The organism is Arthrobacter sp. StoSoilB22, assembly GCF_019977315.1.
In the GTDB taxonomy this organism is placed as follows: Bacteria; Actinomycetota; Actinomycetes; order Actinomycetales; family Micrococcaceae; genus Arthrobacter.
Window position 1 is genome coordinate 4,446,773 of the sequence record NZ_AP024652.1, and the last position, 13,179, is coordinate 4,459,951.

A 13,179-nucleotide genomic window follows, 5' to 3' on the forward strand; every position below is an offset into this window, starting at 1 on the left:
CCCGCCTATTTCTGGATGCGGGCGCGGATTTCGCGGACTTCCCGCAGGGTCTGGACGCCCTCGGTCAAACTCCGCCATAGTCGGCGAAACCTGAACGAGGTTTGCTGCCAATGGTTCATGTCGCGAAGGTCCAGGTCATGCCAGCTAATGGACTCCCGGGAGGGAACCAACGCCTGCCACAGCGCTGCCGGCTTCCTGGACCACGGAATCTCCATGAGGTGGAAGAGACGGAGAGTGGCAGACCTTTGCGCCGTCGTCCGAAGTACCCAATCAAAGGGCGGCTCACCAAGGTCAAAGGCCCGCGTTTCCGGCAACTCCGCAAACAACGGCCCCAGAGGTCCTATTGCCCCGAGTTCCAGTGCCCTGTCATAGTGCGCCTGCGGGGACTGCCTTATCTCCTGGAGGCAAAATGCGACGTCGTCGTGGAGGACCCCCTTTGCCGGACTTCGCAGGGCGTGCAGGAGGGTTACCAGGAGGGCGTCGTTGCGCGAAAGCGTCCAGGCGGGACGACCACCCAGCTCGATGCTTTGCCTGGCAGCCCAAAGGTGTTCGAAAACCTCAGACTCATCCTCGTAAAATCCGGGAAACCTCCAGTGGACGTCGATGTCGGAGGGCCACCCCGGGTTGATGAGCGTCGTTGAGTGATCAGGGAACGCCTCGGAGACTTCAGGGATTCTGGCCGCCCACCCCCGTTGCTCAAGTGCCTTTAACAGAGCCTTCAGGTCCGAGCGATGGAGCAGAATGTCCAGGTCCAGGGATGGTCTTACGGGACGTGCCCCCACTTTGGTCGCTGCTGGACCCTTGATCAGCAGCACCCGGATGTTGCATTCCGCCGCGACATGGGAAACCACTGCGGCAGAGAGCAGGATCGACTCAGTGATCCTGAGAACTTCCACCGGTGCTGGTGCTGCCGAGGTTGACGGGCTCATAGCCGCGAGCAGAACGTGAAGCGGCTTCACAAGCTAGTCCCTGAGGCCGTTTCGGTTCTCGTTGAACCAGGCGTAGGTGGACTCGAGCCCATCCTTCAAGGAGATGCCCGCGGCCCATCCGAGCGACTCCAGCTTCTCCACGTCCATCAGCTTGCGGGGCGTGCCGTCGGGTTTCGTCGCGTCCCATTCAAGGGCGCCCTCATAACCGACGACGGCGGCAACCAAGCCGGCGAGCTCCTTAATGGTCAGGTCCGCCCCGACACCGACGTTGACGTGTTCCGGACCGTCGTAGTTTTCCAGCAGGTGCAGGCAGGCAGCAGCCAAATCGTCGACGTGAAGAAATTCGCGGCGCGGTTCGCCCGTTCCCCAGTTTGTCACCGACTCATCGCCCCGAGCCCGGGCCTCGTCCATCCGACGAATAAGGGCCGGTAAGACATGGGAACCATGTGGCGAAAAGTTGTCTCCAGGACCGTACAGGTTGGTGGGCATGGCCGAAATCCACGGTAGACCGTACTGCCGACGTACAGCTTGGACGTGCATTATTCCGGAGATTTTGGCTATGGCGTACGCTTCGTTGGTTTCCTCCAACGGCCCTGTTAGTAGGTACTCTTCCTTGAGGGGCTGGGGTGCCAGCTTGGGGTAGATGCAGGATGAGCCCAAGAACAGCAGCCGTTCCACCCCATATTCCAGGGCTGCATCCATGACATTTACTTGAATCCGAATGTTCTCAGTGAGGAAATCCACCGGGTACGTCTTGTTCGCAAGGATGCCGCCAACTTTGGCTGCCGCCAAGGCCACGTATCGTGGCCTCTCCTTCTCAAAGAACGCGAATACGGCAGTGCGGTCCTTGAGGTCCAGTTCCTTGGATGTCCGCCCGATCCTCTTCGTGAAGCCTTCAGCCGAAAGTTTCCGCCACAGGGCGGATCCCACCAAGCCTCCGTGCCCTGCAACATAGAAAGGGGAGGATCGATCAAGCCGTCCGGGGGTAAAGGCCGTCATCGGGCGAGTGCCTTCCAGGACTGCAGATCCACGGCATCGATCCACGGGTTTCCTCCGTGCTGCAAAGCTTCAATGTCGGCGTCCACCATGAGGCGGGCCAGCTCCGGCGTCCTGACAGTCGGTTCCCAATCCAACTTCTCCTTGGCTTTGGAGTAGTCGCCAATGAGCGCTTCAACCTCTGTAGGACGAAGGTAACGTTCATCAAAGCGAACGTAGTCTTCCCATTTCAAACCAGCATGTTCAAACGCGGTCTCAAGAAAGTCCTTGACCGTATAGCCCTCATTGGTGGCCAGCACATAGTCATCGGGCTCGTCTACCTGAAGCATGCGCCACATGCCCTCGACGTACTCCGCGGCATACCCCCAGTCGCGAACAGCTTGAAGGTTGCCCATGTACAACTCGGACTGTTTACCTGCCTTGATGGCTGCCACGGCACGCGTAATTTTGCGCGTAACGAATGTCTCTCCACGGCGTGGTGATTCATGGTTGAACAGGATGCCGTTGACGGCAAACATCCCATAAGCTTCCCGGTAGTTCTTCGTCATCCAGTAGCTGTAAACCTTGGCCGCGCCATAAGGAGAACGCGGATAAAAAGGAGTGGCCTCGTCCTGCGGCGGCGGGGTAGCGCCGAACATCTCGGACGAGGATGCCTGGTAGAAGCGGGTTTCGATTCCGGCCATGCGCACGGCCTCCAGAAGCCGGGTTGTACCAATTCCAGTGGTGTTGCCGGTGTGCTCCGGTTCGTCGAAAGAAACCCGCACATGGGACTGGGCGCCCAGGTTATAGACCTCGTCAGGACGGATATCAGCCAGTAAAGTCACCAGCCGGGCGCCATCGGAAAGGTCACCGTAATGGAGGAAGAGGCGTGCTTTGCTGTTATGCGGATCCACGTAAAGGTGGTCGATCCGGGACGTATTAAAGGTTGAAGAGCGGCGGATCAATCCGTGCACCTCATAGCCTTTAGAGAGCAGGAGTTCGGCGAGATAAGAGCCGTCCTGCCCCGTAATTCCTGTTATTAGCGCTTTCTTGGCCAAGGTCTTTCCTTCTCTTCGTACAGATAAATGAGGTAAATCCCGTGTCAGCGCAGTCGCTTTCGCGACGCCAGATCGCTCAACCACTCGACGTAGCTCTCCACTGCCACCTCTTCGGTAAGAACCCTGTCGCTGTACTGCCGGCCTGCAGCACCGAAGTCTTTGGCGGTTTCAGGGTCCTTGCGGAGACGCTCGATGGCTGCCACCAGGTCTCCGGGTGATCCGCACTCAGCCCGGATCCCGGCCCCTGCGGCCAATAACTCGTGGGCTGTTGCGCTGCCTGCTTCAGTGGCGGCAATAATCGGAAGACCGGTCACGAAGTAACTCGTCAGCTTGCTCGGCACTGACATCTCTTTGACACCCGGGCGCTCGTTGACCAGCAGGACGTCGGCGGATCGGAGCGCCTCGGAGTAGTCGCGGTCCGGAAGCGGCTCCAGGAACTGCAGCCTGTCGATGCCCATACCTTTGGATTCGAGGGTTCGCCGCTGGTTACCGTTGCCCAGCAAGACGAAACGAACATCGCTTCCGCTACGTCCAGCCAGGCGCGCGGTATCAATGACGTTCTCCAACCCCTGCTTGACCCCCATATTGCCCGCGTGGAGTGCTACGAAATCCGTTGCCGCCCAGCCAAATCGTTTGCGGGCGGTCGCTCTGTCAAAAGAATGGTGGTGTTGTACGTGCGTCCAGTTTCGAATGACGCGGACACGGTGGGCGGGCACCCTCAGGTCATTGACGACGTGATCGCGGAAACGTTCGTGAATCACACTGACTCCGTCCGCGGAGCTGAAGATCGCGGCTTCGAGGCGCTTCATGATGGAAGCCAGCGGGGAACGCGAATCGCCCGTTTCTTCCATGCCCTTGCTGTAGAGGTCCTGGACCCAGATGCCAACCGGGACACGAAAAATGCGTGCCCGAACAATAGCGAAAGCCGCGGAGAAAAGGGCAGGGCTGACTACGAGGACCACATCCGGGCGGTCCCAACGCTCAAGCACGGTGCGGACTCCGAACGTAATCTCCATGAGGAGGCGGCTCAGTCCGTTGGGTCGTCTAGGGACGCTGGACCGTAGTCGCTTAACAGGCACGCCGGCCAAATTCTCTTCCATGGAGAGGCCGGTATAGCCGTCGGCGATCTTCCATTCGGGGTAGTGGGGGTAGCCTGTCAGCACTTTGACGGACACCCCGCGCCTCGCCAGCCCTTGGGAGAGTTTGGTGGTGTACGGAGCGTTTCCGCTGGGTTCCGGGGCATAGTTCAGACCCACAATCAGCGCTTTCATGAGCCCTCCCCGCTCGGGCAGAAAGTCATTGCCGGAACGGATGTCCATTGCCGAGAAAATGTGCGCGTCACAGGGGTGCCACGGGCCATCGGCCAAGCAGCAACGGCCCGAAGATGGTCACAAGATGCCCCATGACGATGCCCGCAATCAAAGCGATGCGTCGTCCCTTTCCGTAGGCCTTGGGTTGGGGCTCAGCCGGGATATCCAGGCCAGTGTGAATAACCGGGCTTTGAGTCACCGGTTGGTGTTGCACGGCATGGACGTGGCTAATAAGCGATGGTGAACATGCCGGCGCCCTCGTCGTGGTGTCCATTTGTCCTCAGCATTCTTTCAATCGGGTACCCCTCGATTGTGGAAGGGGGTTTGCGCCCCTTAGACCCCAATGGGAGCCCATTCTCAGTGGCGGGGCCCGCCGCGGGGATAGCAGAAAGCTAGAGAACCCGAACCCTCCGTGGAGGTCCTCCCCGTATTAGGTGTGGCAGTGGAAAGCATCTGCGTGTAGAGGAAGAAGACGCTGGTTTTCGCTCCGCTTTGATCCGTCCTTGCCCGATACGCAGATGGACTTTGCGCCAACACGGAATAGCCACACACCACCACGGAGGACCCGGAAAGCAAGAGAGCGGAACCGGATGGTGACAGCGCAGCATCCTGTGACTGGTTGCCCCTGCACCGTGGATAAGCGGCACGCCGCACTACTGAGAAAGTGAGGCCATCCGGCTCTAGGGGGTGTGCGTTCTGGCAAGAATCAAGGGGTATCCGAATGACAGAATGCCGAGGACAAATGGACACCACGACGAGGCCGCTGGCATGTTCAGTATCAACCGCAGGCCACGCCTATGCCTTGGAACTCCACCAAGGATGAGCCGCATGGATCTGGCCGGGTTCACCGGGGCCGGCTACCACAAAGGCCGCGGACTACTCTGGCAAGCGGCCTGGTTCGCCGTTCAAAATCTTGTCTTCAGCACCTGGTGGTGCCCGTCATCATTGCGGGTTCGAATCCTCAGGGCTTTTGGTGCCTCCGTCGGGCAAGGTGTAAAAGTCCGCCATGGAGTCAAAATCCATTGGCCGTGGAAGCTGAAAATCGGTGACAACGTGTGGATCGGAGTCGATGCCTGGATCCTCAATCTTGAGCCTGTCACCATTGGTTCCGATTGCTGCATCTCGCAAAATGTCTTCATTTGCACCGGCAGCCATTCGTACGACTCCCCAACTTTTGAGTTCGATAACGCTCCGATTGTGGTTGGTGACGGCAGCTGGATAGGAGCCCGCGCAACAGTGCTGCGCGGCGTGGAAATCGGCGCTTCGTGCCTGGTGGGAGCCGGCGCATTGGTAGTGAAGAACCTACAGCCCGGGACACGCCTGCTGGCACCGACGGGCACTGCATGGCCCGCCGTGAAAGCCAAGGCAGACGGAGCGCCGCATTGACTGCGCTGATCGTCTGGTTGGGTTTCGGTCTGGTTTTCAGCGTCGTTTTTGTGCGTCGCATGCACATCGTGCTGGTTGCCGTGATCGTGGCGAGAATCCTGGTTCCGGGGGTGGTTCAAAACGAAGTCATGCCCGGGTTGCACCCTTCGACGTACCTCTTCCTCTGCTTTATCCTCGTCCAGTTGGCATTCACCCCAAGCGTCTTTGGGCGGGTGATCCGTTCTGCAGGGGTTTTGCCCCAAGCAACCATCGGTGGCATGGCGGCGGTCATGATGACCGACGTCGGAAACCCCGGAAGCGCGGGATTGCTGGATACAGCGATGTTCGTCCTTGGCATCGTGGTGGCACCGTATTACGTCTTCGTGTTTATGCGATATTCGATCCGCTCATTGCCAAGGGCAGGCAAGGCCTTTCTTCTGACGTTTGCGCTACTGGCACTGGCGGAAGCCGTGCTCTCGCAGGCCCAAGTGGCCACAGGCAGGCCCGTGGTGTGGGAAAGCGACTTCTCCAGGATCTGGCTGAGCGGGACGACCTCCGAGCTTGGCGCCGCTATTGGAACCTTTGGCCACGGCATCCAGGTTGGTGTCCTTTTTGCTGCCACCATGCCGCTCCTTGCCTTGATCAAGTCAATGCTGCTGCGCTTTGCGTTGGCGGCGGTCCTCCTCGTGACTGTGCCGCTAGCCTACGGTCGCATGGGCCTCATTCTTACGGTGGCCGGATTCGTCTTCCTGGTGATCATCGGAGGACGAAAAGTCATCCGAAGCATTCTCTTCGCCGCTGTGGTCCTCATAGCCCTTCTGGTCAGCGTCCAGGGGGTGGCCGGCGAGAAGCTCCTGCGAAAGTTCGAGGACGACAACGGCTCGGCCGCCCTAAGAGTGGCCGCGTTCGACTGGTTTTGGGACCATACGGCGGACTTTTTTGCTGGCGGTTACCCGGGAGCAAGGGACCTCAAGGGCGTGGGCACCCTGGGCTCCAGCCTTGAGAACGGCTACTTCATCATGGCTCTCATGTTCGGAACTCTTGCTGCAGTAGCGTTCTTCATTTTCATGATTTGCCTACTTTTTGCTCAGATCGACATCAAGGACCGTGGGAGTTGGCCGGGCGCCGCGGCGGCAGCCTTGATCATCGTGGCCATCAACGGCTACAGCTCAATCGGTGGCAACTCGATCGACATTCACCTTTTCTGGTTCGTGCTCGCCATGGCGAGCTACCGTTCCACCCGCACCTTGCCGGCAGTGGACGGCATCCATCGGGCTTCATCTCATGAGTTGCGGCCAACGGGTGGATCATCGGGTTTTCCAGTAACGCGGGTACCCGCTTGATGAGGATTCGAATACGCCCTCTGTCGAGTGTGGATGCTACCCAAACGGATAGCCATGGAAGCCGGATATTCCATGCGGTAGCCGGCTCGGCAATTACCCCACTGATGTCACTGGCTACGGCTCCAATTCTGGCCCAATCCCTCGGTGTTGCCGGCCGGGGAGAGCTAGCTGCCGGAATGGCTCCCATGCTGTTCGCGGTGGCAATCGGCGCACTTGGCATTCCAGAGGCGCTCACTTTCTATGTTGCCAAGCAGGCGCGGGGCGCCCGAAGGGCAGTTAGACGGGCCTTTTGGATTCTCACACTCTTAGGGCTGGCAGCAGCGGCCCTTGTGGCGCTAAGCGCATCTCTCCTCTCCGATGGAAACCTGGAGATTGAACAGCTCATCTTCCTTACGGCGATCCTGACCGTTCCCACCTTCTGGGCCTCAATACCGAACAGTGTCCTGGCCGGGAACCACGCATGGAGGCTATCGGCAAGGATTGATCTGGCCCTGTCGGTCCTCCGGCTTGTTGCGCTGTCCGCCCTGGCAGCAGCACATCTTTTGACCCCGCAGGCAGCGACGATAGTGATGCTGGGCTTCCCCCTATTGAAGGGCCTGGTGACTCTGCCGTTCCTCATCATGTATCGGCGCGGGTGGAGAAATGCCACCGCTGCAAGGGTGCGGCTGTTCAACTATGGAAGTCGTCTGTGGGTGGGCTCCCTGGCAGGTGTGGTTCTTTTGCGCCTCGACCAGCTTCTGATGGTTCCGTTCGGGAACGCTGCACAGCTCGGACTCTACTCGGTGGCGGTCAGTTTGGGTGAGATCCCCGCCCTGCTCTCCGGAGCGGTGCGAAACGTCGTCTTTTCCTCCGACGCGGAGGACTCCCACCAGCGCGACGACGGAGAGCGTCTGCAACAGACTTCACGCTTGACGGCGGCAGCCACTGGGTTGGCGGCCGTCGCAATCGGCCTGGTCCTTCCTTGGGCCATCCCCACGTTTTTCGGTACGGCTTTCAATGACGCCGTACCGGTGTGTTGGGTAATTCTTGCGGCAGTGTCCTTGGGCACCACCGGTTCCGTCGCGGGCGCCGGTCTGAGCGCTCGTGGCCGGCCCGGGCTGCGCAGCTTCGGAATGGTCATTGGGGCGCTGCTCAACACCGCCACTCTCTTGGCGGCAGTACCCGCCCTCGGCGCGATGGGAGCTGCGTTGGCCACTTTGGCCGGCAGTGTCGTCGCCGGCACCATGAACATCGTCTGGCTACGGACGCATTTCGGCATGGCAATGCGGGGCTTCTACGGACTCAGGCGGATGGATTTCCAACTGGTCCGCACCACGATCAAACACCTGACAGGAAAGAAGAACGTACATGCCGTCTCCTCATAATCCAGGGCCACAGCTTGCCTTGGACAGTCTCCTGCCGAGAGTTCCCCGGCTTGCGTACAAGGCCGGGCTCATCAGTATGCTCAGGCTTCGCAACCGTTTCAGCCGGCACAAGATAACGGGTTCAGCGGACGTTGTGGTGAGCATGACCTCCTATGGCCGCCGGTTGGGGATCGTTGCCCATGCCCTGGAGTCCATCGCAGCGGGTTCAGTACGTCCGGCACGGATGATTCTGTGGGTCGACAAGCCGGATTTCGAGGTAGCCACGTACCCCATGCTCAGGAATCTTCAGCGCCGCGGGTTGGAAATTCTTCCCTGCGAGGACCTCGGACCTCACAAGAAGTACTTTCCCTATTGTCGTGATTTCACCACTGACCGCATGGACCTCGTCTTGGCCGACGATGACCTAATGTACCCACGGCGTTGGCTTGAGGGCCTCCTTGGAGCCGCCGGGCATGCCCATGAAATTCCTGCCTATCGTGCGCACCGCATGAGGACTGATGCGGCGCGATGCGCCCTGGAGGACTACAACTCATGGGCCCCGGCACCCACCGGGTCAACCAGCCACGCCAATTTCCTGACGGGCGGGGCCGGCGCGCTCTTGCCTCCCAGGCTTCAGTCAGCCATACGTGAGGCTGGGACTGCTTTCCGGGAAGTGGCTCCGCGTGCCGACGATATCTGGCTCAACGCCCTGGCCATCCGCAATGGATATCGACGGCGGGTGGTGGCCGCCGCGGGGCAACACCTCACCATGTATCCTCGTTCGCAAAGAGAGGCCTTGCACAGCGAGAACGTAGAAGGCGGCCGCAACGACCTGCAAATTGCTGCTGTCTTCAGGCCCCATGACATAGCCACCATCGCCGCCGACATCGTCAACGCGCCATGAGTGAGTCCACGCAGCACGCTTCCGCCACCGCTGTGGAAACGGTCCTTGTGCACCCCTTCGGTAACGAGAATGTCCGTCAAACCCTGACCGCGCTCAGCGAGCACCGTCAACTATCTGCCTTCATCACCTCCATCGGCTGGACAGAGTCGGAGGCCTTGTCATGGCTCCGGCCCGCAAAGTCATTGGTTGAACGCCGGCTTTTTCCCATGATTGGAAGCCAGCAGCTGCACGTCACACCGGCCAGTGAACTTGTTCGCAACCTTCTCCTGCGCGCACAGCCCGCGGCGTTGAGACGGCTTGGCTCAGGATCAGGTCCGCTCTCCGCGCACTGGGTCGCACGGCAGGTGGAGAACAAGGCGATCAAGGCCCTCAGCCGGCTGAATCAGCCTGCGGCCGTCTACGGATACTCGACCTTCGCTTCAAGAGTGTTCGGGGCGGCCAGGGAACGCGGCATGGAAACGATTCTGGAAGTTCCTCACGTTCACTGGGCTACCACCAGAAGCTGGGCAGGTCAGCTTCAAAGCCGCGCACCGGGATGGGCCGTTACGGCGCGTCAGGACTTATCCAGAAGCAAGGTCCATGCCATGGAAGACCTTGAGCTAGCGTTGGCAACCCGGCTGATCTCACCGTCGGCACAGGTCACTGAGAGCCTTCGCGCGGCCGGCATTGACAGCCACATCACTGAGATTCCCTATGGCTGTCCTGATGTCCATCCCGGGCAAAAGCCCTTGAGGTGGGACGGGCGCGGTCCGCTAAAGGTCTTGTTTGTGGGCCGCATCGTAGGCATGAAAGGGATCGCTGACGTTGTGTCAGCGGCCAAGGCCCTCTCTTCCGCCGTCCACGTCACGGCCATTGGCCAACTTCCCGGCGAGACTTTTCCAGCCCTTGAAGACATGCTCCGCACGGTGGATTACCGCGGGACGATGCCAAGGAGCGAAATTCTCCTGGAAATGCGCAAGCACCACGTGCTGTTGCTACCGAGCCTTGTTGAGGGTCGTTCGCTTGCCGCTTTGGAAGGACTCAGTCAGGGTCTGCCCGCGGTGGTCACGGCCGGCAGCGGTGTTGACGACCTCGTGGCCCTAGGAGCGGGCGCCATAGTGGATCGCTTCGCACCTGAACAGATTGCTACTGAACTTCACCGTTTTCTGGACGATCCCGGGCTGGTTGAAGAGCGGAGTGCCAAAGCCCTGGAGATAGCCAGAGCCTCCGGATGGGGGCCTTTTCGCGACGGGACAGCGCAATTTTTTCAACAGATTGGAAGTGGTGTTCGTGGTCACTAAGCTCAAGACCGAACGAGCGCTGAAAATCGCAGTGGTGGCCCACGTGTTCCACCCGAGTGTCGGCGGAGTGGAAATTACTTCCGACATTCTGGCCCGTGGATTCATGCGTCATGGTGCCGACGTAACCGTCATCACCAACACACCAGAAGCGCACCCGACGAAGACATTCCCTTACGAAGTCATCCGGAAGCCAAAACCATGGCGACTGTTAGCGCTGGTGAACAGGGCCGACGTCGTATTCCATAACAACCCGGCAATATCGCTGTGGTGGCCTCTGGTACTCATCCGCAAGCCCTGGATGGTCACCCTCAGGATGTGGGTGACCATGCCGGGGCAGGAACTGTCCCGCCTTCAGCGGCTGAAGTATTCAGCTAAGTACAAAATTATTGAGCGGGCCGATGTCCTTGTGGCAAACAGTAAGGTTTTGGCGGATCACATCAAAGGTGATGTTGAAGTGATCCCTAACAGCTACCGGGATGAGTTCTTCAACGTCCTCGACGGCGAAGTGCGCGCTCCGTTGGGCATCGTGTATTTAGGCCGGCTCAGTCAAGACAAAGGCGTGGACCTCCTCATCCAGGCCGCAGCTGATCTGGTAGGCGAGAACGACGGCCTCACACTGACAATCGTGGGTGATGGTACCGAACGTGAACGACTGGAGACCCTCGCCGAAGAGAGCGGTTTGGGCAAGGCAGTAAAGTTCCTTGGCTCCAAGGGTCCGGAGGAGGCCAACCGGATTCTGAACCGGAATTCCATCGTGGTTATACCGAGTCGGATGCCCGAGCCTTTCGGAACCGTGGCTCTGGAGGCGGCCGCCGCCGGGTGCGTGGTGGTTTATGCGGATCATGGCGGACTGCCTGATGCCGCCGGTCAGCAAGCCATAGGCTTCACGCCCTTGGACCCGACGTCGTTAAGCGGTCACCTGAGGGCACTGCTCAGCAATCCGGAGGACGTTGCCGCGCGGCGGCGAGACGCCATATCCCATGCGGACCGACATCGGGAGAGCGTCATGGTTGACCGGTACTTCGCGGCGATCAAGCGAACGTTGTTGGTGTCCGGTCGGGGCAGGAGTCACACCCCATGAAAATTGTGCAGGTAGTAACGCTGGTCAGTCCGGACGGAGCATACGGCGGGCCCGTTCGGGTGGCTCAAAACCAGTCGGCAGAGCTTTCCAAACGGGGACATCAGGTGCAGATATTCGCTGGTGCACGCGGGCATGTGGACCCTTCATACTTTGGTCCAGGCGTAAGGACCCGACTTTTCAAGGCCCTCCAGATTGTCCCCCGCACCGGGTTCGCCGGGCTCTGCGCACCGACAATGCTGCCGTCCCTATGGTGGGCACTCAAAGGTGCAGATGTTGTCCATCTTCACCTGGCACGTGACTTGGTGATGCTTCCGGCTGCCCTCCTCTGCCTGATCCGGCGAACACCCTTCGTGGTCCAAACGCACGGCATGATCGACGAATCCGACAAGAAGCTGGCGAAGATCCTGGACCGGCTGCTTACCCTTCGTGTGCTGCGCGCCAGCCAACGGTGCTTTTGGCTGACACCCGAGGAACAGAAATCCTTGGGAGAACTTCTAGGTGACGGTCACCAAACCCTCGAACGGCTCGTCAACGGAGTGCCTCAGGCCGACGTCGCGATGAACGGTGGGTCGTAGTGAATACAGCGAATAGTTCCTTTCAATTTCTCTACCTGGCCCGGCTGCATAGTCGAAAACGGCCCACGGTGCTGGTCGATGCGGCCGCCATGCTGGCCAAGACCATTGACAAGCAAATAGAAGTGGCTTTCGTGGGGCCGGACGAAGGCGAAGAGTCCAAAGTGCGGCAACAAATTCTGGATACCGGGACCTCAGACTGGATCCGGATTGAAGGGCCGCTGCAGCCCGGCAGCACGCTTGACCGTATGCGGAAAGCATCCGTGTATGTGCTGCCCTCCGTCAACGAGCCGTTTCCCATGAGCGTCCTTGAAGCCATGTCCGTGGGTGTCCCCGTCATCGTGACAGACAGCTGCGGGCTCGCCCCGTTCATTGATGAGTCAGGCGCGGGGATCGTCTCGGACTCAAGCGTCGAGGCACTCTCCGCAGCCATGCGCCGCTTTGTCGAAGAGCCGGGGCTAAGAGCATCGGCGGCCACAGCCGCCGTCGGACTGGCCAGGGAACGATTCTCCATGTACGCGGTCACCAGTCAGCTTGAGGACGTTTATCAGAGCCTGGCCAGCTCTACCGCAGGTCAGGCGCCTTCGTCCATGCAGCAATTGCTCAATGACCGCGGGGGGCTCTCACCAACTACGGACAAATTGGGGGGTGAATACGGAGAATTATCCCAGCAGCACCACGGATGCCATGACGTAAATCAGTTCTGGCACAGGGCAGAAGCCGTGGCTGAAGTCCCGGCCTTGGGTGAAGAGCGCGTGGTGGTGCTGAATGTGGAACTCGGTTTTCCCCTCGTTCTTCAGGGGTCGGCGGCCGCGATTTGGGAACTCATTGACGGAACACGTACTGAAACCGACATTCTCATGGAGCTGGCCAGCGCCTACTCGGGAGCAGATGAACCTTCCGTGGCCCAGCAAGTCAGGAACTTCCTGGCCGGGCTGGCTTTCCATGGCCTCGCCGCGAGTTGCGACACCCCCGGTAACGACGGCGGATCACGGTACTGAGGCGCGCGGCCTATCAGG

General features: G+C 59.8%; 13 protein-coding genes. 8 read left to right on the forward strand and 5 right to left on the reverse strand.

Features of this window, described 5'->3' with window-relative positions; translation table 11 throughout:
- Positions 1-5: 5 nt before the first annotated feature.
- The 5 genes from LDN70_RS20615 to LDN70_RS20635 form a co-directional block, all read right to left on the reverse strand.
- Positions 6-929 carry a nucleotidyltransferase family protein gene (locus LDN70_RS20615; RefSeq protein ID WP_166841948.1) on the reverse strand — a complete coding sequence of 308 codons (924 nt, stop codon included), beginning with the start codon at positions 927-929 and terminating at the stop codon, positions 6-8.
- Positions 930-962: 33 nt separating this feature from the next.
- Positions 963-1,928, reverse strand: a complete 966-nt coding sequence (locus LDN70_RS20620; protein ID WP_166841949.1) for a GDP-L-fucose synthase family protein — start codon at positions 1,926-1,928, stop codon at positions 963-965.
- On the reverse strand, positions 1,925-2,962 hold the full coding sequence (gmd, locus tag LDN70_RS20625; RefSeq protein WP_142937370.1) for a GDP-mannose 4,6-dehydratase: 1,038 nt from the start codon (positions 2,960-2,962) through the stop codon (positions 1,925-1,927). Before gmd ends, LDN70_RS20620 begins: the two co-directional genes overlap by 4 nt.
- Positions 2,963-3,006: 44 nt before the next feature.
- The gene (locus tag LDN70_RS20630; protein WP_223941279.1) at positions 3,007-4,233 is read right to left on the reverse strand and encodes a glycosyltransferase family 4 protein; all 1,227 of its coding nucleotides are present in this window, start codon (positions 4,231-4,233) and stop codon (positions 3,007-3,009) included.
- Positions 4,234-4,300: 67 nt separating this feature from the next.
- Positions 4,301-4,471: a hypothetical protein gene (locus tag LDN70_RS20635; protein ID WP_160147622.1), complete on the reverse strand. Its 171-nt coding sequence runs from the start codon at positions 4,469-4,471 to the stop codon at positions 4,301-4,303.
- Positions 4,472-5,100: 629 nt separating this feature from the next.
- Here LDN70_RS20635 and LDN70_RS20640 point away from each other — a divergent pair.
- The 8 genes from LDN70_RS20640 to LDN70_RS20675 all read left to right on the forward strand — a co-directional run bounded on the left by LDN70_RS20640 (position 5,101) and on the right by LDN70_RS20675 (position 13,161).
- Positions 5,101-5,658: a DapH/DapD/GlmU-related protein gene (locus LDN70_RS20640; RefSeq protein WP_223941280.1), complete on the forward strand. Its 558-nt coding sequence runs from the start codon at positions 5,101-5,103 to the stop codon at positions 5,656-5,658.
- Entirely contained in the window at positions 5,655-6,980 is a 1,326-nt protein-coding gene (locus LDN70_RS20645; protein WP_223941281.1) for a hypothetical protein, read from the forward strand. The genes LDN70_RS20640 and LDN70_RS20645 overlap by 4 nt, the downstream gene beginning before the upstream one ends.
- Before the next feature lie 104 nt (positions 6,981-7,084).
- Positions 7,085-8,344 (forward strand): lipopolysaccharide biosynthesis protein, encoded by a 1,260-nt coding sequence (locus tag LDN70_RS20650; RefSeq protein WP_166841952.1) that lies wholly within the window; start codon positions 7,085-7,087, stop codon positions 8,342-8,344.
- A complete protein-coding gene (locus LDN70_RS20655; RefSeq protein ID WP_223941283.1) occupies positions 8,328-9,227 on the forward strand; it encodes a hypothetical protein in 900 nt (299 codons plus the stop codon). The genes LDN70_RS20650 and LDN70_RS20655 overlap by 17 nt, the downstream gene beginning before the upstream one ends.
- A complete protein-coding gene (locus tag LDN70_RS20660; protein WP_223941284.1) occupies positions 9,224-10,507 on the forward strand; it encodes a glycosyltransferase family 4 protein in 1,284 nt (427 codons plus the stop codon). Before LDN70_RS20655 ends, LDN70_RS20660 begins: the two co-directional genes overlap by 4 nt.
- Positions 10,497-11,588 carry a glycosyltransferase family 4 protein gene (locus tag LDN70_RS20665; protein ID WP_223941285.1) on the forward strand — a complete coding sequence of 364 codons (1,092 nt, stop codon included), beginning with the start codon at positions 10,497-10,499 and terminating at the stop codon, positions 11,586-11,588. The genes LDN70_RS20660 and LDN70_RS20665 overlap by 11 nt, the downstream gene beginning before the upstream one ends.
- The gene (locus LDN70_RS20670) at positions 11,585-12,163 is read left to right on the forward strand and encodes a glycosyltransferase (RefSeq protein WP_223941286.1); all 579 of its coding nucleotides are present in this window, start codon (positions 11,585-11,587) and stop codon (positions 12,161-12,163) included. Before LDN70_RS20665 ends, LDN70_RS20670 begins: the two co-directional genes overlap by 4 nt.
- A complete protein-coding gene (locus LDN70_RS20675; RefSeq protein ID WP_223941287.1) occupies positions 12,163-13,161 on the forward strand; it encodes a PqqD family peptide modification chaperone in 999 nt (332 codons plus the stop codon). Before LDN70_RS20670 ends, LDN70_RS20675 begins: the two co-directional genes overlap by 1 nt.
- Positions 13,162-13,179: the final 18 nt, after the last annotated feature.